This window comes from Dyadobacter sp. HNCC25DJ183 (assembly GCF_056895175.1).
The window spans coordinates 458561-477724 of sequence record NZ_JBXHAP010000005.1; the positions used below are offsets into that span (position 1 = coordinate 458561).

Genomic DNA, 19164 nt, shown 5'->3' on the forward strand with positions numbered 1-19164 from the left:
GCGATCATCAACTATCCAGCTTTTTCAAAAATGCATTTGCATTGTCAAGATGCGCTTTTCTTTTCTCGTCGGGCATATTATCGAAAGTTCTGAGCAACATGCTTAACCTGGGATTGTGCGAGAAAAACTTCCGTTGCTTATCCATAAACCGCCAGAAAAGCCCGTCCCAGATCTCCTGCCATTCTCCCTTTTTATAATCACTCATTTTGGTCAGGTAGTTGCTTGAACTGATATATGGTTTGGTCGACAACAACCCGCCATCTGCAAACTGGCTCATTCCGTACACGTTAGGTACCATTACCCAATCATAGGAATCAATAAAAAGCTCCATAAACCAGCGGTACACATCGTCGGGATCAAATTCACAAAGCAGCATGAAGTTTCCCATTACCATCAACCGCTCAATGTGATGGCAGTATCCGGTAGCAAGTACCTTCCTGATCGTGATATCCACCGGTTCAATGCCGGTAGTTCCTTTCCAGAATGATTCCGGGACTTTTCGAGTGAAACCCCAATAGTTGCGCGTCCGCTGGCGGCTGCCTTTATTTTCGTAAACACCATGCATAACTCCCGCCAGCCAATTACCTGGCGGACAAATCCCTCCGTTGAATTAAATGGAATGTCGTGCTTTTCGGCATAGCGCAGGGTTTTTGCAATGACCTGCTTTGGAGTAATCAGTCCTACATTCAGCATGGGGGTCAGCTGGCTGTGGTGCAGGAAATGCTCTGAGGTAACAATCGCGTCTTCGTACTTGCCAAACTCCTCAAAACGGTGTTGAAGAAACTGGTCCAGCCAGGATTGACTTTCTTCATGCGAGGCAGGAAAGCGAATCTCTTCCGGAATCAAACCATAGTTTTTGCCAAAGTATTTTTCAACATAGGCTTCGGCTTCGTCATGCAGTCCGGAGCGATCCGGAAACCGGATCTTTGGCGGTTCTTGTTTTTTTGGGAATTTGAGTCTGTTTTCGGTATCAAAGCTCCATTTTCCACCGACCGGCTCCTCGTTTTCGTCAACCAGTATTTTCAGTCTCTTCCGCTGGTTGGCGTAAAAATCAGCCTGGAAGTAGCGCTTTTTGTTGATGAAGTACCTGTCCAGATCTTCCTGTGTATTGATGAACATCGGCGTTTCGTAAGATATCAGCTCAATTCCCGCACTTTTTGCCGCTTTTTGCAGTCTTCTTTGGAGCCAGTCGTCAGTTACATTCACGTAATGAATCTCTTCCACCCCTTTCTTTTTCAGATAGGGTACCAGCTTTCTTACGTCGCTATGGTCTTCGTGCGCTTCAATGTAGTCGATTTGCAGCTGCTGATCTTCCAGAAGTTGCCGGTAGGCCTGCATGGATACGCGGTGGTAAAACAGCTTGTGTTTGTGAAAATTAAATTGTTTGAAAAACAGGTATTCTTCCACCAGAACCACATTTCTGTCGGCACTTACGGCAGGGTTCTGCCTGAATAACTGATGAGGAAATACCAGCGTAACCATTTTCATAACAAGCCGTTTTAAGAGCAATTACCTACCTTTAACCAAAAAAGATCCGTCGGAAATAGTTATTAAAATCATGCGAACGCTGCTCTCAGTTATTATTACGCTCCTGTGCTGGTGTGCTCCGGGTTATGGTCAAAATGCATTCAGGGTAGTTCCATTGGGTGTAAAAGGCGGGGTGAATGATGGAAATTTGTCTGCTTATATGGTCGCGCCAGCAGGTAGCAATGCATTTGTTTGCCTGGATGCAGGTACGCTGACTAATGGAATCCGGTCCGCAGTGCAACAGGGTACCTTTCCGGTTTCAGGTGAAGTCGTTTTGAAGCAGTACATCAAAGGCTACCTGATTTCACATCCCCATCTCGACCATGTTTCGGGAATGCTGCTGAATGCAGTGGAGGATACCGCCAAGCACATTTACGGATTTGAAAATTGCATGAAGGTTTTGAAAACGCATTATTTCAATTGGGAAAGCTGGCCCAACTTCACCAACGAAGGCGCAGCGCCGACATTGAAAAAGTACACTTATAACATACTTTCAGAAGAAAATGAAATTCCATTAGCCGGTACCGCCATGCACGTGCGCGCTTTCAGGCTCAGCCACGGTGCCCCTACCGAAAGTGCAGCTTTCCTGGTGCGGAGCGGCGATAGTTACCTGTTGTATTTTGGCGACACCGGACCTGATGAAGTTGAAAAATCCGATAAAATGGAGATAGTCTGGAAAGCAGTCGCGCCGCTCGTCAGAGAAGGAAAGTTACGCGCGATCTTCCTGGAAGTATCCTATCCCAACAGCCAGCCCGACAAAAGCCTGTTCGGACATTTAACTCCCAAATGGTTTTTTAAAGAGCTGCAAAAACTGGCCGGATTTACCGGACAAAAAGCAATGCAAAACCTGAATGTGGTCGTGACGCATATCAAGCCGGTTGGGACTAATGAAGAGAAAATAACTTCCGAGCTGAAAAAGGAAAATACCCTGGGCGTCAAGCTGATCTTTCCGCAACAGGGTATTCCATTGAATTTCTAAATAATTAAAGCAGCTTCGTTTGTCCGCCGGTAGCTGGGTGTTGTGGTACCTGCAATGTCATTCCCAGTTCATCATTCAATCTTTTGATCAGATAAGTGGACAGCAGGGGAGAGGCTTCCTCGTGATTTTGGTGTACAAAAAAGTAAATGTTCTCAATACCCTGCTCAATCCACACTTTCAAACGCTCAAACCAATCGTCAAGGCGGGAATAATCCGAATCCACATTGGCGCCATTGTAGCGGATAAATGCGGTTGGCGTAGTGAGCCGCATGTGCATTAAGTCCCTTCTTCCTGCCGAGTCGGTAACAATGTGCGTGATGTTATTTTTTTCCAAAACCTCATAAAAGTCGGTGGTATCAAACACCCCGTCATACCAGCCCGGGTGCCGGAGTTCCAATGCGAGCGGGAAGCCGGAAGGCCATTGTTCAAGATAGGCTTTCAGCTGCTCCCAGTTTTTGGGACCAAAATTGTCGGGCAGCTGCAAAAAGAGCATTCCGAGCTTTTCCTGTAAATGTGAGATCCCGTCCAGATATACGTCGGTCGCTTCCTTGGCTTCCTTCAATCTTTTCCAGTGACTGATTCCCTGATGAAGTTTCGGGAAAAACTTGAAACCTTCGGAAGTCTTGTTATACCATCCCTCGATCGTTTCAATGGGAAAGTTGTTGTAAAAAGTGGCATTAAGCTCAATGCTGTTGAACTGCGTAGCATAGTAACCCAGCTCGTCTTTCACCCCTTTTGGATAAAAGCTTTTCAGGTCCGTTTTATTCCATTTTGCACAGCCAATACGAATATCCGGTTTGCCTTTGCCCTTTGTACTGCTAAATATCTTTTCATTTTCAGGTGCATCGGGCGGCAATGTAAAATCGATCAATGCGGGATTATCAACTTTTCCGAATTTCATATTTCAGGGGATTAATAGTTGTGCAAATAGTGGTGAAACTTGTTTTAATTATCTTCCAAAATCATCCTGTACCCGAACAATATCGTCTTCGTCGGAAGGATTGGATGGATCTGTGTGCTGCCAGATCTCAGCAACAATCCCCCATTCGTCAACACCTACCAGCCGGTGGCGTTCTCCTTTTTTAAGATCTATTACAGTGCCGATCGGCAATTGGCGCATTTCGGTTTCTTCATCGGTATCGCTGATCACGATCCCTGCATTTCCACCAATTACTTTCCAGATCTCGGCGCGGCGGTGATGGTACTGCCACGACAGTCTTTTATTTGGTGCAACCACGAGGATCTTCGGGCTCAACTTATCGTAGCCTGCAAAATCTTCCAATGAAAGGTGAGGAAAGAATGTGGAGATAAACTGCGGAGCCTGGCTTTCTTCCAGTACAAAAAAACCTCCCCATGGACGGGAGTGATCCTTGCTGACAACTGTGAAGCCCTGCTCGTCGATAAACTGCTGGACTTTTGCGAATACAGCGTCCTTATCAGCATCTGCTGTGAATGATTGTATCATAAAAAGGGATTAACCTGATTAAGGTGAGTTTCAAAATTAGGATAAAAAACAAAAAGATGCCCTAAAATATTCAGGACACCTTTTGAATTATATCTACTAATTTATACTATTTGTCCCACCACACTTTGGTAGTAAAATCGTCCGGCAAGGTTGCGCCGGTCTGGTAATTTGGATTGCCTGCTACTTCGTTGGTGGGGTAGCGCAACCGTACGGGAATGGTGCCGCCTGTTACATTTCCGGGGTAGTTGGTTGGGGTAAGTTTAGGGTATCCTGTCCGCCGCCAGTCCGACCATGCTTCCCACCAGTTGAAAAATTTATTAACCCAAAGCTGCTCTCCGATCATTTCCAATGCAGGCTTGGTAACGCCATAAGGATACGTACTCAGGTAGGTTTGTGCTGCTGCATCCGAAACAGTGAGCGACGCGTCAAATGGCGTGTACATCTGCATGGATGCTTTTACGCCCGCATCATAGTGCGACTTGGCCGTGCCCGAAATTCCGGAACCAATCTTCCGCTCAATAGCCTCCGCCAGCAAAAGCTCTACTTCTCCATAGTTCATGATCATGTAAGGATCTGAATCCTGTAACATTTTAGGATTGATGCGGGAGTATGTTTTCGGCACGTCCACGGTCCGTCCTTCCAGCTTGTCGAGCATGGCCTGATCATATCCATTGGGCATTCCTTTTTGTTTAACAGGATCTGTAATGACTGCAACGTCACCGATACCGCCGCTAATGATCATCAGGCGCGGATCATCATCCGTTGCAACAGCCTGATTAGCCCCTTTCAACCAATTAACAAGTGTGGCACTGAGGTAAGGAGGTTGGCCACCGTCTCCCGGATCGAATGCTCTTGAAATACCATTCTGGTTTACCCATTCTCCGGGTCCGTCAGCCATAGCGACCCACACATTGTCGGCATTGCTGGTAAAAACGCCGCCAGCTGCCGCCTTGGTAACATAGGTTGCCGCTTTGGCCGCATCCACGTTAGAAATGCGCATAGCAAGTCGCAGCATGAGAGAGTATCCCCACTTTTTCCATTTCGCAATGTCCCCATTATAAATGAAGTCGGCGTTGGCGAAACCTTCATCACCATTGGACGCATTGAGCGCTGCTGTTGCCTCATCCAGCTCTTTCAGCAAGTCTGAATAAATGGCATCCTGGCTGTCGTATTTCGGGAAAAATATTCCTTCAATTCCCTGATTCGCCTCCTGGTATGGAATGTTGCCGTAAAAATCAGTGATCCTGGCGAAGCTAAAAGCCCGGATAATGCGCGAAGCCTGGCGCATGTTCAGGTACTTTCCTTCCGCAAAACCACCCGGACCTGATTGTTTCAAAATCTCCGCGATATTTTTCAACTGGTCATTATAAGTGAATTCGAACGGTGCCGCATTCGTTTCAGAATTGACGGTATACTTATCCCCCGGAGCAATGCCGCCCCCGGAATTGGCCAGTTGCTGAATAGCATAGGCGCACATTCCAATGTTCGTCCGCCAGTCGATGTATCTGTTGTCACCGGTGCTTCCGTTAGATGCGATGCCCAGTTCGGCAGAGGTAAAAATGAAATTCAGATCAACCTCGTTCAACGCTTGCGGATTGATATTTAGATCATGCAGCTGCTTTGTATCACAACCTGTTACCAATACCACAGCGAGCCCGTACTTGATATATTTTTTTAAATTTTTCATCTTCAATGGAATTAGAATGTTGCTCTCAAATTGAAACCGTAGCTGCGCGTAGAAGGAAAGCCGAAGTAATCAAACCCTTGTGAGTTCCCGTTTGCATAGTTGGATTCAGGATCTATGTTTGGGGTATTCTTGAACAGAATAGCAAGGTTACGACCGACAAATGAGAGTGTCAGATTCTGCAGCGGCGTTTTTCCAAGCCACTTTTTAGGGAATGAATATCCGACAGTCAGCTGTCGAAGTTTGATAAATGAAGCATCATAGAGGTACATGCTCGTTACAGCATTGTCTCCTTCACCTCCAACAGAGCCCCAATAATTGTATGCTTCCTGCGGAGTCAGTGTTTTGGTAAACGGCTTGTATTCAGTTCCTTCCTGAGTTACGCCGGTTACGGTAAGCGGTGCTTCACCATCACGGCCCTGCAATGAAGCTTTGCTTAAACCCCATTGATCCAGTCTCATGTTCGTTCCGGAAAGAATATCTCCGCCTACTTTAAAATCAACCAGGAACGATAAGTCGAACCCTTTGTAGTTGAAAGCATTGGTTACACCGCCCGTCATTTTCGCAATGCCATTTCCGATCACCTGATAACCCGGCGCGCTAATCGGACGACCATCCTTGTCAAATACCGGCTGCCCATTAGGTGACAGTTTTTGTACACGTCCCGTGATCATCCCGAATGGCTGCCCTACAATGTTTTTGATGAAAGCGTTTCTGGTCCTTGGCTCATCCATTACCAGTTCGGTTGTGCCCGGAATGAGTGATTTTACCTTGCTGTTGTTTTTGGCCAGGTTCACGGTAACGTCCCACACGAGCGCATTCGATTTGAGCGGCGTGGCGGTTAGTAGCAGTTCGATACCACGGTTTTGCAGTTTACCCAGGTTTACCGATGTGCTTCCAAAGCCCGATGCACGCGAGATCGTTGCATTGAGGATGTCGTCGGTAGTTTGCTGGTCATAATAAGTGAAGTCGACGCCCAGTTTGTTATTAAATACCCTGAAATCAATTCCAACTTCTGTTTCAGTAACAGTAAGTGGTTTCAATGCAGGATTGGGGATGTTTCCGCCATTTCCCATCGCTTGTGAAAACGAGGCCATAGGACGTGTCAAATGTGGATTCCCGTTCAACGAATACGTCAGATTGTTTTGGTAAGCATCAATTGTCACATTACCGACCTGTGCCCACGATGCTCTGACTTTACCATAGGATAACCAGCCCGGAAGTCCCTTAAACGCATCCGAGAATACAAAGCTTCCGCCGATGGATGGATACAAAATGCTGTTTGTTGCTGGGTTGAGGACTGAGAACCAGTCATTTCTCGCCGTTGCGGTAAGAAACAGGAATCCGTCGTAAGAAAATTCAGCCGAACCGAGAAGCGAATTGATACCGCTTTCTTTTGGCTCATAATTGAAGGATTTGTCTTTGACGTTGTTCAAGGCAGGGAAGAATTGAACATTGAATCCGTTACCGTAAATGTTCACATACTCGTATTTTCTTCTCATTCTGTTACCGCCGGCAAAAGCAGTAAAGCCAAATTTGCCAAAGTCTTTTGTTGCGCCGATGGTGTATTCTGCGTTCAGCTCAGAAACATTCCAGTTGCCCAGGCTCCTCGCCCCGCCGCGCTGGTAACCGGTACCTTCCGGTGTGAGGCTTTCTGCTTTTCTTGAGTATTTATCCAAACCTACTCGGCCCTGAATAAACAGCCAGTCTGTGATCTGGTATTTCAGTTGACCAGATGTGATTATTCTGTTCTTTTGATCGGACTTGATGAACTGGTATGCTACCCAATATGGATTCTGACCCCAGTTGTTATTTGCCTGCTGAAACTCTTCGCCCACTTGTTTAGGCTTGGTGCCGCCCCAAAGGCTTAAACTTGCCGCGTCGGTGCCTGGCGCAATCGCTCCCGGCTTGTTAGGATCACCATAATAGGAAAGCACATTGTAATCGCCTGGAATTCTCCATATACTCTGGATTGCATTCCCCGGGGAGTCGGATACATTCGGACGATTTTTCGCTTTTTCTTCTGAATACAGCATTTTAGCGTCCAGTGTCAGTCTTTTTCCAAACTTGGATTGCGTAGACAGAGACAAGTTAATCCTGTCAAAACCAGAATTGGGAAGGATAGAAGTGCTTTTCAGGTTAGTGACCGAGGCACGAAAGTTCTGGTTTTCGTTACCACCTGAAAACGCGAGGCTGTTCGTAAAGGCGTGGCCCGTTTTCAGATATCTGGAAAAGTTATCGCCTGCATAAGAATAGGGATGCATTTTGCCGTCAAAACCTACCACCTGGCTGTTGTCGAACTTAGGGCCCCAGGAGTCGTCTCCCCACTCATAAGCTTGGTTCTGGTTGGCAGATTTGGTTGCAACGCCATTAACATAAGAGCCGCTTCCATAAGAATGCTGGAGATCGGAAAGATCATTCAGCTTCTCGAAGACATAATTTGACCCGAATTCCACACCAATTCCTTTTCTTTTGCCGCCGCGCTTCGTGGTGACGTTGATAACGCCGTTTGCCGCGCGTGAGCCATAGAGTGCAGCTGCGTTAGCACCCTTCAGAACGGTAATCGATTCAATATCGTCGGGGTTAATGCTGGATAACCCATCACCTTCGTCGGAACCACCCCAGAGGCCGGCCTGGCCAAAGTTGTTATTGTCCATCGGAATACCATCAATCACATAGAGCGGTTGATTGTTGCCTTGCAGTGACTTGTTACCCCTAATAATCACCCGGGAAGAACCGGCTGGTCCTGAGGCGATTTTGCTTACGTTCACACCTGCAACACGTCCGGCGAGCGCATTACCAAGGTTAGCTTCACGGGCCGCGGTCATATTGCTGCCACTTACTTCGGTAATGGAATAGGCCAGCGCTCTTTTGTCACGACTGATACCCAACGCAGTTACAACGACCTCGTTCAGGGCAGTTGCTTCGGGCTTTAGTGAGATGTTCAATACAGTCGCATTCGCTACAACTTCCGTGGTTATGTAGCCAATGTAACTAAACGTCAGCGTTTTGCCTTTTTCCACTGTAATGGAGTAGTCGCCTTTGTCGTTGGTGGTCGTGCCGCGGGTTGTGCCTTTTACGACTACGTTCACCCCGGCAATGTCGCCGCCACTTGCATCTGTAACTTTCCCGGCTACCGTCATTTCCTGGGCATAACCCGGCAGGGCGAGCACAGAAAGCAGTACCAATACTTTAATTAGTAGAGTTTTTTTCATAGAATCTGACTTCTGGTAAGAAAAATTTGGACTAGCTGAAATATGGAAAATTCATAAAAATTAACCCAAATATACCATGGAAGGAACTACAACTGTATAGTAGATTTTTATCAAAAAATGACACATTTAGTACCAGTGTGGTGGATGTTAATTTGTTTATATAAAGAATAAATAAAATAATACCTTGTTTGATGTGCTTTTTCGCCGGGCTCCTCTTTTGGTTAAGAAATGGAAACTCCGGTAGCTATTCTTATCTGTCCCGATTATTCGGATATGTATATACGCAGTGACAAATTTGTGAACAGTGCTAAGCTCAGCGGGGTGGGAGTGTTTTGTACCAGGTCTGCCGGAGGATCAATGCAGCGGCTACAAGAATGGCAGCAGAAATGCCGGCTGGTAGGGGCATCAGAAGCACCGTGTACACGGGCAAAGCAGTCAGTGCGGTTTGGGCGATAATGCCGGTCACAATATTAAATGCATCCCGGGAAAAATGCGGATTAGGTATGAATGCAGGATCGTCTTTCCGGATTGCTTTTCTGACCGGCCCCCAAAATCCCCAGGGATTAACTTGCTGACAGAAGCTTTTCAAAACCGCCATTTCAGTAGGCGGCGTGAGCAGTGACGCGGCGATCGCTACGCAGGTGGATATCGCGAGGATGAGCGGAAAATAGTAGAGCGGGAGGAGTGCCGGGAAAAGATACGGACAGCACATCGCACAGGTAATTCCTGCAATCATACCCCAGAAAAATCCGTAGCTATTGAAACGCCACCAATGGAATTTGAGCACGTTGGAAGCAATATAGCCGCCGTACAACGCGGACACGATCCAGAGCAGAATGCTGTTTAGATTTTTGGTTACAAAACCCAGCGCGATTGCCACAGCCACTACCGACAGTCCTGAAACATAATTCATCCATCTTACCTGCCTGTTGCTTGCATGGGGGTTAATGGATTTGAGGTAAACATCATTGACCAGGTACGCCTGTGCAGCATTGAAAGTACCCGCGAATGTTCCCATAAATGCCCCCAGCAAGCCCACCAGCACAAGTCCGAGCAGGCCGGCAGGAACATGGGCGCTGAGTACTTCGGGCAGCAAACGTTCGAAATCCCTGCCGTAGCCGCTCCCCTGCGCATGAAAAATGAGCCCGAGTACGGTTACTCCGGTAATCAGCAGGTAGCGGGGCGGGAGTAGTACCAAATTGACAAACATGCTCATCAATGCAGCTTCCCGGGGTGTTTTGGATGAAAGGACCTTTTGCATATCGTAGCTCGGCATCGGGCCGGCGAGGCTGGCCAGAATGCCTTTGGCCGCCATCAATGCAAAAAAGTAGCCGAAAGGTGAAAAGTTGTCTTCCCTGATCTTCCGGTCAGCGTCGGCCAGGTAGCTGCTCCAGTTGAGTTCGAGGTTTTTACCAAACCACATACTGTCCCAGCCTTCCGGTACCCGCAACCCGCCTGCATTCCCCAGCGCTTGCATCGCAATGGTCGCGACACATACCGAAATAATGACGATGATCACGTAATGCACGAGGTCTGCCCAAACGATGCTTTTCATCCCGCCGAGGAGTGAATAGAATACCGTAAATGTGGTGAATACTATTCCGTACAGATGTGGTACAAATTGGACCGGAACATTGAAGGGAATGAACCGCGAAACTGTGCTCCACGGAATGAAGATTTCCAGGAACTTGCCCAGTCCTATGAATGCGTAAGTCATAAAACTCAGACAGCTCAGAATCGCGAACACAATGATAATGCTGTGCGACTGTCGGGAATCGCGGGAGGTACCAAAGCGCGTGAGCATCCATTCTGCACCGGTAGATGCGCCCGATTTTCGTATCCATCCCGACATATATACCATCATGAAAACCTGGTTGAATACGGGCCACAGCCACGGAAGCCAGATGCTTTTGACACCGTAAACAAACATAACGGACACCATCCAGGCAGTACCTGAAATATCAAACATGCCTGATGCATTGGAAATGGAGAGCATCCAGAAAGGAATTGTCCGCCCGCCCAACAGATAATCCTCACTTGTTTTATCTGCCTGTTTTTTCGACAAGAAGCCGACAGTAACAACGAAAAAAAGGTAGGTCCCGATCACCAGGAAGTCGGTAAATCCTATTTGCATCCGGTTAATAAGTAGTTAGAAAATTGCGGATTGATTATAATACATTTTCAACATTAAATTGATATATTTAAACATTCCAACCTGACACTGTATGAATGAAATCTACCGCGAAATTACACCTCTGACCCAGTATGATTGCTTTACTGTTTTTACCCGCAGTAAGACCATTTTCGATTTTCCACTACATACCCACGACGAATTTGAACTCAATCTGATCCTTTCGGGGCGTGGTGTGAAACGGATCGTAGGTGACCACACAGAAACCATCGACGATGCTGAGCTCGTTCTTGTCGGTAATAACCTCCCGCACGGCTGGCTGACCCACACCTATAAATGGCAGGAGGGAATGCCCGAAGTAAAGGAAATTACCGTTCAGTTTCACCGCGACCTTTTCGACGACAAATTTCTGAAACGCAATCAGCTTTTCTTTGTGCGCTCGCTTCTGGAAAAATCGGCAAAAGGGATTTCTTTTTCGCGCGAGACCATTGAGCGCATTCTTCCACGTTTCCAGGCGCTCGGCCAGAAAAGCGGGTTTGATTCTATTCTGGAATTAATGTCCATTCTGCACGACCTCTCGGTATCACGTAACATGCGCACCTTATCAAACAGTACATTTACGGGCGAGAACGTCAATTTCAACAGCCGCCGCATTGAAAAGGTATTTGCCTTTATGCAGGATAACTATGATAAGGAAATCAATCTGCCCGGAATATCCAAGCTCGCGGGAATGTCGGAGGTATCTTTCAGCAGGTTTATCAAAAAAAGGACCGGAAAAACTTTTATCGAGAGCCTCAATGAGATCAGACTGGGCCACGCTTCCCGGTATCTGATCAATACCAGCAACACGATTTCGGAAATCGCCTACAAATGCGGGTTCAATAACCTGTCCTATTTCAACCGCATCTTCAAATCAAAAAACGGCTGCACGCCGAAGGAATTCAGGGAAAACTACTCTGGCACGCGCACGTTTGTTTAGAGAGTTCTTTGGTGGAGTTTATGAGTTCATGAGTTTAAAGTTTGTGAGTTTAGAGTCTAATTTTTTGTTTTTGGCAAAATAAAAGAGCTCAAAGCCGAGTATACCGGAACTTTGAGCTCTTTACTTTTAACTCATTAACTCATTAACTCATTAACTCATTAACTCATTAACTCATTAACTCATTAACTCATTAACTCATTAACTGTTTCACGGCGGCTCATTAACTACACTTTCAGCATCCAGCCGAAAACGTCTTCCTGTTTTCCGGTACGCAGGTCGGTGAGGTAGTTTTTGACTTTAGTTACAAATGAATCTTCTTTGATCTCTGGTAAAGTGTAATCCACGCCTTCGTATGCAATAGCAGCGAATGGAGAGATTACTACCGCAGTACCTGCACCGAAAGCTGCTTCCAATGTGCCGTTTTTGGCTGCGTCAATAATTTCCTTTACACTTACACGGCGCTCTTCCACCGGGATGCCCCAATGCTGAGCGATCGCCACGATACTTTTACGTGTGATCCCGTCGAGCGTTGTTTCAGAAACGTAAGGCGTAACCAGCGTGCCGTCGATCAGGAACATGATGTTCATCGTACCCGACTCTTCAATGTAGGCATGCTCGCGTGCGTCTGTCCAGATAAGCTGGTCGTAACCTTGCTCCTGGGCCAGTTTTGCAGGATAAAGCGAACCGGCGTAGTTGCCTGCACACTTCGTACCGCCCACGCCGCCTTCGGCTGCGCGGATATATTGTGTTTCCACTTTCACGCGCGGCGGTTTGGCATAATAAGTACCTACCGGACTTGTGAAAATGATAAATGTATAAGAATCAGAAGGTTTAACTCCGATATAAGGATCAGTTGCAAACATGTACGGACGAATGTACAGCGAGCATCCTGGCTGAGAAGGTACCCAGCCTGAATCCAGGCGAAGCAGTTCCAGCAGTCCGTTCATGAAAACTTCTTCCGGGATCGAAGGCATGCAAAGGCGCTCTGCCGATTTGTTGAGCCGCTTCCAGTTATCTATCGCGCGAAACAAGAGCACTTCGCCTTCTTCGCTTTTATAAGCTTTCATTCCCTCAAAAATAGCCTGTCCGTAATGCAGGGCGGCTGTTGCAGGGCTTAGCGAGAGGTCGCCGTAAGGGACGATCCGGAGGTCCTGCCATTGACCGTCACGGTAGTCGGCGATGAACATGTGGTCGGAAATATTCCGGCCGAAAACCAGGTTGTTGAAGTCAACCTCTTGTAAGCGAGATTCGGTGGTTTGCTGAACCTCGATCTGTAATGTGTCGGCTGTCATGATGCCTAAATTTAAATTTCGAAACGCTAAAACGAATGTTCGTCAGGGAATGCAATTTAAATATTTAATCTATAAATAACTGATATTTAGTACAACAATTATTTTTTCGGAGAAACTCTTGGATTCCAGGTGACTTCGTCGATTCCCAGCTCGTAAGTCATAGCCCGGCAGAGCATAAAAAGATAGTCGGAAAGGCGGTTGAGATACCGCACCACAATGTCTTCCACTTCTTCGCCCTGCTGCAAATGGATCACCGCCCGCTCGGCCCGCCGGCACACCGTGCGCGCCACATGCCCGAACGAAACGGACTGGTGCCCGCCGGGAAGCACAAATGCCCGCAATGGAGGTACTTTCGCGTCGATCCGGTCCATTTCTGTTTCCAGGAAAAGAATGTCCTCTTCCAGGAGGTCCGGCAAAATACGTTTGCTCCGGTCCGACTCGGAAGCCAGGTGCGAGCCGATCGTAAAAAGCCTGTCCTGGATCTCTTTCAACGTTTCTTTTCGGTCTTCATTTACCGGCTGGTCGCGCAGTAAACCAATGTAGCTGTTCAGTTCATCGACTGTTCCATAGGCGTCAATTCTGACGTGGGCTTTGCTCAGTCGCGTACCTCCGATCAGGGAAGTCATGCCCTTATCGCCTGTTTTTGTGTATATTTTCATAAATGTGATTTTGAAAGTGGATTAGCGGAAGCCTGCGTTCCGGCAACAACATTTGAACGCAATAATAACTGCCAATTAGGTTTTAGAAACTCCCCGACCTAATTTTGCACCCTGATTTAATTTGGCGAAAACCTCCTTAAGGTTGAAGAATTCATGAAAATTACAACATTTGCGATCAAGGTCTGGCGTTGGCTGTCCATCATATTTGTGGTAGGTGCATTGCTATGGACTTACTCCCTGTTCCCTGAAATGGTAGCTGTGGATTTTGCCCAAACCGGCCTGGCCGAGAAATATGTGGACAAAGAGCATATTTTTTACATTATAATGGGTTTGTTTATACTGAACAATGTCGTGATCTCGGCATTTGCCCGCCACATCCCAAAAGTAGATCCGACTTACCTGCCAATTCCAAAGAAAAAAGAATGGGCGCAGTTCCGCCCGGAGCTGAGCGAGCACCTTGTAAACTGGATTTACTGCCTCGTTTCGGTTATCAATACGATTATGGGATTCAGTTTGCTGGCTTTGGCGACGATCAACAGTACACAATACAAACTGGACGTATTTGATTTCTCCTGGGTATATTATGCAGGTATCGTGTTGATCGTGGCTGTGTTTTTGTTGCCTTTGCGCCTGCTCTGGCCGCCGGTACCTGAGGAAAAGCTGTAAAAGGAAGCCTAATGGAACAAGAACGCGGGGAAACAGGAGTGCAGGCAGACTGGCTTACAAAAGCCGAATCGATCCGGTTGCAGGATTATTACTATGATCTGCCGGATGAGCGAATCGCGCATTACCCGCTTGAAGTCCGGGACCAGTCCAAACTGCTGATCTATCAGAACGGAACGATCAACCATCGTGTCTTTTCCGACTTACCTGCCCAACTTCCGGCAGATACACTGCTGGTTTTCAACGATACACGCGTAATTCCCGCACGGGCGTACTTTCAGAAAGAAACAGGCGCCGTAATAGAGATTCTGCTGCTGCATCCGGAAATGCCAACCCGCGTGATCAACGATGCAATGCTGGTCAGGAATGAATGCATTTGGGAATGTATGATTGGGAATAAAAAGCGGTGGAAGTCTGCGAATACCTTGAAAACGACTGTTGAGGTAAATGCTGAGCCGGTCACGCTGGAAGTATCCTATGCCGATTATGAGCAAAACCATGTGCATTTAAAATGGAGCGGCGGATTCACCTTTCTGGAAATCGTGCAGGCTCTGGGTGAAATTCCGTTGCCGCCTTATCTGAACAGGGATACCGAAGAGGGAGACAAGCAAACCTACCAGACTGTTTACGCAAATCACGATGGTGCGGTAGCCGCGCCAACTGCGGGACTGCATTTTACAGAAAACGTCTTTGAAGAACTCGCCAGACAGGGGATAAGCAGGTCATTTCTGACACTGCATGTGGGCGCAGGTACTTTTTTGCCTATCAAAGTAACTTCTGTTACGGCGCACAGAATGCATTCGGAGCAAATCGTTTTTTCGAGAGAACTGATCGAAGCGCTGCGGAATGCCGCCGGTCCGGTGGTGCCTGTGGGTACAACTTCCATGCGCTCGCTGGAAAGTTTGTACTGGTTCGGTGTGAAGCTTTTCAGGAATGAAACAACCGAGTTCCGGATTGAAAAATTGTACCCTTATCCCTTTGAAGAAAGCGATCTGCCTACCGCATCGGAGTCGCTTGCTGCGATTGCTGCATTCATGGATCTGAATAATTACAGCTACATTACGGGTGAAACCGAGATATTTATTTTTCCGGGTTACCGGTTCAGGCTTTGCAAAGGGCTGGTTACTAATTTTCATCAGCCGGGTTCCACATTGATCCTGCTTGTGGCTGCATTGGTAGGCAGTGCCTGGAAACAGATCTATCAGGAAGCATTCGACAAAGGTTACCGGTTTTTAAGCTACGGCGATTCCTCCTTACTCTGGCCGGCGGCGCAACATTGACATAAATATGATGAACAAAACTTGGGTTGTATTGCTGGTGTTCTTGCTACTGCAAGCTTGTGATTCCGGTCAGAAGTCGCGGGAAAAGAAGGGAGCTGGAACGAAAAGCAGCTATAAAGAACAAAGCGAGATCCGGCACGCCAAAGGTTTCGACGTTCAATATTTCGACCAGTACAAAATCGTCACAATCAACAGTGCTGATTCTACCACGGCCGGCGAAGAGTTTATTTTGCTTGAAAAAGGCAGGTCCCGTCCCGAGGGTTACCCGGAAGCACAAGTCATTCAAATACCAGTCAAATCGATGGTAGGGACATCCTCTATGCACACCGGCTTGCTGGAAGCGCTCAATTCGATTGATATACTGGCCGGGCTGTCTGGCCTGCAATACGTTTATTCATCTTCGGTTCAGAGGCGGATCAAGGCAGGTAAGATTGTGGAAGTAGGAAAGGACAATGGACTTAATCAGGAAAAGCTGATTGAAATGCATCCGGACCTCGTAATGACAGTAGGTTCACCAGGTACGAAGGCGGATCGCTTTAATGCATTGAGAGAAGCCGATATCCCCGTGCTGACCAATTCAGAATGGGTTGAAACCACTCCGCTGGCGCGCTGCGAATGGATAAAGCTGGCGGCTGCATTACTAAACAAGGAAAAGGAAGCCAATGCAATTTTTGGCAAAATAGAAAGAGACTACAACCGCCTGGTGCGCCTTGCCCGCACCACAGATCCCAAACCAACCGTCATTTCCGGTTTGAATACAAAGGATGTGTGGTTTTTACCAAGAGGCGATAATTATATGTCGCAATTTTTTGAAGACGCCGGGGCAAGCTACCATTGGGCAGATACCAAGGGCGGCGGCAGCTTGTCGCTCAGTTTCGAGTCGGTGTATCCCATTGCTTTGAAGGCCCAGTACTGGGTTAATGTAGGATTTGATAAAAACGATACGCGGAGAAGTATCCTCGCGCAGGATTCGCGTTATGCCGATTTTGCTGCTGCCAAGTCCAGAAAAATGTACAGCTACAATGCCCGCGTGAATGCGTCGGGTGCGCATGATTTCTTCGAGTCAGGCGCTTTTAACCCGCATACGGTGCTGGCAGACCTGATCCATATCTTCCACCCGGAGCTCCTTCCGGGACACCAGCTGGTTTATTACAAACAGTTACCATAAAAATGGCAGGACCCGCAAAAAGACAAGGATTGATCCTGACCTGCCTGGCATTGCTGGCAGTTGTTTTTTTTGCATTGGATGTATTGTCCGGGTCTGTGGCTATTCCATTCGGGGAAGTAATGCATATCCTATTTTCGCGGGAATCTGAAAATCAGGCGTGGCTTTTCATTGTTGAAAAAATCCGTATTCCCAAAGCGGCGACCGCTGTGTTGGCAGGCTGCGGGCTTTCGGTGAGCGGCTTGCTGATGCAAACACTTTTCCGCAATCCGCTCGCTGGTCCCTCCGAACTGGGCATTACCGCCGGCGCGGGCCTGGGCGTGGCTTCCGTAATGCTGGCGGGAGGAAGCGCAGGAGGAATGTATGCAGTAAATCAGCTGGGTATCTCGGGTAGCTGGCTTGTGATTGTGATGGCCTCGCTCGGATCTGCATTGGTTATGTCGCTTATCCTGCTGATCGCCGGTCGCGTGAAAGACAATGTTGTGCTGCTGATCGTAGGTGTGATGATCGGCACGATTACACTTTCTGTTATCAGTATCTGGCAATATGTAAGCCAGCCCGAGGAGTTACAGGAATACATTATGTGGACTTTCGGCTCACTGGGCGGGGTAACGCAGTACCGGCTTTTTGTACTGACGATCGTTGTGCTACTGGGCTTGCTGGGGGCATTTATTTCTTCCAAATCACTGAATGCATTGTTGCTGGGTGAGAATTATGCAAGAAGCATGGGGCTGAGCATTGTGCGGAGTAGGCTGATGATCATGGCCAGTACCAGTCTGCTTACCGGAAGTATCACTGCCTTCTGCGGGCCGATCGGCTTTATCGGAATTGCCATTCCGCACCTGACGCGTGCTTTGCTGCGCACTTCCAACCACCGTATATTAATCCCCGCCTGCTGCCTTTCCGGTACCGTGCTGATGTTGTTCTGTGATATCGTAGCGCAGCTTCCCGGCACACAGACTGTGATTCCGATCAATATCGTTACCTCACTGCTGGGTGCGCCGGTTGTGATCTGGGTGATCCTCCGCAGTAACAACCTTCGTTCGTCATTCTCATGAAAGATCATCAGGCAATACTGCAAACAGAGGCGCTTTCTATCGGGTACCGGTCGAAAAGCGCTGACCTGGTCATCGCGGGTGATCTGAATCTTTCTTTGGAGGCGGGAAAACTGGTTTGCCTGCTCGGCGCAAATGGTTCCGGCAAATCCACTCTGATGCGCACGCTTGCGGGTTTGCAGCCTGCATTAGCTGGTAAAATCCTGCTCGGTCAGCACGAACTAGACCGGTTGAAGCCACAGGAACTCGCCACGCAACTGAGCCTCGTTCTGACTGAAAGACTTGAAACGGGTAACCTTACAGCCCGGGAGGTAATTACCCTCGGCCGCACACCCTACACGGGTTGGCTTGGTCAGCTCAGTGACGCTGACCGGCGGCAAATCGACCTCGCGATCGCATACACAGCCACAGAATCGCTACTAAACCGCCAGATCAGCCAGCTCAGTGACGGAGAGCGGCAGAAAGTAATGCTGGCGCGGGCACTGACGCAGGATACCGGCGTCATTTTGCTCGACGAACCTACTGCACACCTGGACCTGCCCAATCGTATCGGACTGATGAAGCTGCTGCACCGGCTTGCCGCTGAAACCAACAAGGCGATTTTGCTCAGTACCCACGAGCTCGATCTCGCATTACAAACTGCCGATCAGCTATGGTTAATGAAAAAAGGCGGCGGATTGCTGGCAGGCGTTCCCGAGGATTTGATTTTGAACGGATCCTTCGAATCGGTTTTCAACCAGGAAAACTTCTTCTTTGATACCAATACGGGTACATTTAATATACAGCGGGAAGCACCCGGGGAGCAGGTGTATTTGGAAGGCAGTGAAAAGGAGGTATTATGGACGAAAAAAGCGCTTCAACGTGCCGGATTTTCAGTGTCAAATACAGCAGACAGTCGCCGAAAGATTAAAGTAATGCACATCGCAGGTGAGCGCGTAATGTGGGAGGTAAGCGGTAGCGGAAGTCTGGTCCAGCTATACTCGATCGCAGCCCTGATCACTTTTTTGACCTCTCAGTAAATAGAATATAACATCGGTGACTTAGCTGATGTTCTTTCCGTGATAATGGCT

Annotated in this window: 16 protein-coding genes; 7 read left to right on the forward strand and 9 right to left on the reverse strand. The window is 47.9% G+C overall.

Annotation, left to right across the window (positions count from 1 at the left end; all coding sequences use genetic code 11):
- Positions 1-7: 7 nt before the first annotated feature.
- Both AC1XTG_RS15355 and AC1XTG_RS15360 read right to left on the reverse strand, forming a co-directional pair.
- The gene (locus tag AC1XTG_RS15355; RefSeq protein WP_484842544.1) at positions 8-454 is read right to left on the reverse strand and encodes a hypothetical protein; all 447 of its coding nucleotides are present in this window, start codon (positions 452-454) and stop codon (positions 8-10) included.
- The gene (locus AC1XTG_RS15360; RefSeq protein ID WP_484842545.1) at positions 394-1488 is read right to left on the reverse strand and encodes a cryptochrome/photolyase family protein; all 1095 of its coding nucleotides are present in this window, start codon (positions 1486-1488) and stop codon (positions 394-396) included. The genes AC1XTG_RS15355 and AC1XTG_RS15360 overlap by 61 nt, the downstream gene beginning before the upstream one ends.
- Before the next feature lie 70 nt (positions 1489-1558).
- Here AC1XTG_RS15360 and AC1XTG_RS15365 point away from each other — a divergent pair, with 70 nt between their 5' ends.
- Entirely contained in the window at positions 1559-2506 is a 948-nt protein-coding gene (locus tag AC1XTG_RS15365; RefSeq protein WP_484842546.1) for an MBL fold metallo-hydrolase, read from the forward strand.
- A 4-nt stretch (positions 2507-2510) separates the two neighbouring features.
- Here AC1XTG_RS15365 and AC1XTG_RS15370 read toward each other — a convergent pair whose 3' ends face one another.
- The 5 genes from AC1XTG_RS15370 to AC1XTG_RS15390 form a co-directional block, all read right to left on the reverse strand.
- A complete protein-coding gene (locus AC1XTG_RS15370) occupies positions 2511-3407 on the reverse strand; it encodes a DUF72 domain-containing protein (RefSeq protein ID WP_056292034.1) in 897 nt (298 codons plus the stop codon).
- Between the two features lie 48 nt (positions 3408-3455).
- Positions 3456-3971 carry a cupin domain-containing protein gene (locus tag AC1XTG_RS15375; RefSeq protein WP_056292031.1) on the reverse strand — a complete coding sequence of 172 codons (516 nt, stop codon included), beginning with the start codon at positions 3969-3971 and terminating at the stop codon, positions 3456-3458.
- A gap of 106 nt (positions 3972-4077) precedes the next feature.
- Entirely contained in the window at positions 4078-5658 is a 1581-nt protein-coding gene (locus AC1XTG_RS15380; RefSeq protein WP_484842547.1) for a SusD/RagB family nutrient-binding outer membrane lipoprotein, read from the reverse strand.
- 11 nt (positions 5659-5669) lie between these two features.
- Complete coding sequence (locus AC1XTG_RS15385) at positions 5670-8870, reverse strand: SusC/RagA family TonB-linked outer membrane protein (protein WP_484842548.1); 3201 nt, start codon at positions 8868-8870, stop codon at positions 5670-5672.
- Between the two features lie 313 nt (positions 8871-9183).
- On the reverse strand, positions 9184-11004 hold the full coding sequence (locus tag AC1XTG_RS15390; protein ID WP_484842549.1) for a sodium:solute symporter family protein: 1821 nt from the start codon (positions 11002-11004) through the stop codon (positions 9184-9186).
- A 91-nt stretch (positions 11005-11095) separates the two neighbouring features.
- Between AC1XTG_RS15390 and AC1XTG_RS15395 the strand changes: the two genes are divergently transcribed.
- Positions 11096-11980, forward strand: a complete 885-nt coding sequence (locus tag AC1XTG_RS15395; RefSeq protein ID WP_056292017.1) for an AraC family transcriptional regulator — start codon at positions 11096-11098, stop codon at positions 11978-11980.
- A gap of 224 nt (positions 11981-12204) precedes the next feature.
- Here the strand turns inward: AC1XTG_RS15395 and AC1XTG_RS15400 are convergent, their stop codons facing one another.
- Entirely contained in the window at positions 12205-13272 is a 1068-nt protein-coding gene (locus AC1XTG_RS15400) for a branched-chain amino acid aminotransferase (protein ID WP_056292014.1), read from the reverse strand.
- 98 nt (positions 13273-13370) lie between these two features.
- Entirely contained in the window at positions 13371-13931 is a 561-nt protein-coding gene (locus tag AC1XTG_RS15405; RefSeq protein ID WP_484842550.1) for a cob(I)yrinic acid a,c-diamide adenosyltransferase, read from the reverse strand.
- A 153-nt stretch (positions 13932-14084) separates the two neighbouring features.
- Between AC1XTG_RS15405 and AC1XTG_RS15410 the strand changes: the two genes are divergently transcribed.
- From AC1XTG_RS15410 to AC1XTG_RS15430, 5 genes are read left to right on the forward strand one after another with little or no spacing between them, the layout of a single operon-like run.
- Positions 14085-14597, forward strand: coding sequence for a hypothetical protein (locus tag AC1XTG_RS15410; protein ID WP_056292004.1), 513 nt, complete (start codon positions 14085-14087; stop codon positions 14595-14597).
- 11 nt (positions 14598-14608) lie between these two features.
- Positions 14609-15874, forward strand: a complete 1266-nt coding sequence (locus AC1XTG_RS15415) for an S-adenosylmethionine:tRNA ribosyltransferase-isomerase (RefSeq protein WP_484842551.1) — start codon at positions 14609-14611, stop codon at positions 15872-15874.
- 7 nt (positions 15875-15881) lie between these two features.
- Positions 15882-17042 (forward strand): ABC transporter substrate-binding protein, encoded by a 1161-nt coding sequence (locus tag AC1XTG_RS15420; RefSeq protein WP_484842552.1) that lies wholly within the window; start codon positions 15882-15884, stop codon positions 17040-17042.
- Between the two features lie 2 nt (positions 17043-17044).
- Positions 17045-18097, forward strand: coding sequence for an iron chelate uptake ABC transporter family permease subunit (locus tag AC1XTG_RS15425; RefSeq protein ID WP_484842553.1), 1053 nt, complete (start codon positions 17045-17047; stop codon positions 18095-18097).
- The gene (locus AC1XTG_RS15430) at positions 18094-19113 is read left to right on the forward strand and encodes an ABC transporter ATP-binding protein (RefSeq protein WP_484842554.1); all 1020 of its coding nucleotides are present in this window, start codon (positions 18094-18096) and stop codon (positions 19111-19113) included. The genes AC1XTG_RS15425 and AC1XTG_RS15430 overlap by 4 nt, the downstream gene beginning before the upstream one ends.
- Positions 19114-19164: the final 51 nt, after the last annotated feature.

Coding starts and splice junctions, on each gene's coding strand:
- AC1XTG_RS15360 (WP_484842545.1), bottom strand. CDS start 1,488: ATGAAAATGGTTACGCTGGTATTTCCTCATCAGTTATTCAGGCAGAAC.
- AC1XTG_RS15365 (WP_484842546.1), top strand. CDS start 1,559: ATGCGAACGCTGCTCTCAGTTATTATTACGCTCCTGTGCTGGTGTGCT.
- AC1XTG_RS15370 (WP_056292034.1), bottom strand. CDS start 3,407: ATGAAATTCGGAAAAGTTGATAATCCCGCATTGATCGATTTTACATTG.
- AC1XTG_RS15375 (WP_056292031.1), bottom strand. CDS start 3,971: ATGATACAATCATTCACAGCAGATGCTGATAAGGACGCTGTATTCGCA.
- AC1XTG_RS15380 (WP_484842547.1), bottom strand. CDS start 5,658: ATGAAAAATTTAAAAAAATATATCAAGTACGGGCTCGCTGTGGTATTG.
- AC1XTG_RS15385 (WP_484842548.1), bottom strand. CDS start 8,870: ATGAAAAAAACTCTACTAATTAAAGTATTGGTACTGCTTTCTGTGCTC.
- AC1XTG_RS15390 (WP_484842549.1), bottom strand. CDS start 11,004: ATGCAAATAGGATTTACCGACTTCCTGGTGATCGGGACCTACCTTTTT.
- AC1XTG_RS15395 (WP_056292017.1), top strand. CDS start 11,096: ATGAATGAAATCTACCGCGAAATTACACCTCTGACCCAGTATGATTGC.
- AC1XTG_RS15400 (WP_056292014.1), bottom strand. CDS start 13,272: ATGACAGCCGACACATTACAGATCGAGGTTCAGCAAACCACCGAATCT.
- AC1XTG_RS15405 (WP_484842550.1), bottom strand. CDS start 13,931: ATGAAAATATACACAAAAACAGGCGATAAGGGCATGACTTCCCTGATC.
- AC1XTG_RS15410 (WP_056292004.1), top strand. CDS start 14,085: ATGAAAATTACAACATTTGCGATCAAGGTCTGGCGTTGGCTGTCCATC.
- AC1XTG_RS15415 (WP_484842551.1), top strand. CDS start 14,609: ATGGAACAAGAACGCGGGGAAACAGGAGTGCAGGCAGACTGGCTTACA.
- AC1XTG_RS15420 (WP_484842552.1), top strand. CDS start 15,882: ATGATGAACAAAACTTGGGTTGTATTGCTGGTGTTCTTGCTACTGCAA.
- AC1XTG_RS15425 (WP_484842553.1), top strand. CDS start 17,045: ATGGCAGGACCCGCAAAAAGACAAGGATTGATCCTGACCTGCCTGGCA.
- AC1XTG_RS15430 (WP_484842554.1), top strand. CDS start 18,094: ATGAAAGATCATCAGGCAATACTGCAAACAGAGGCGCTTTCTATCGGG.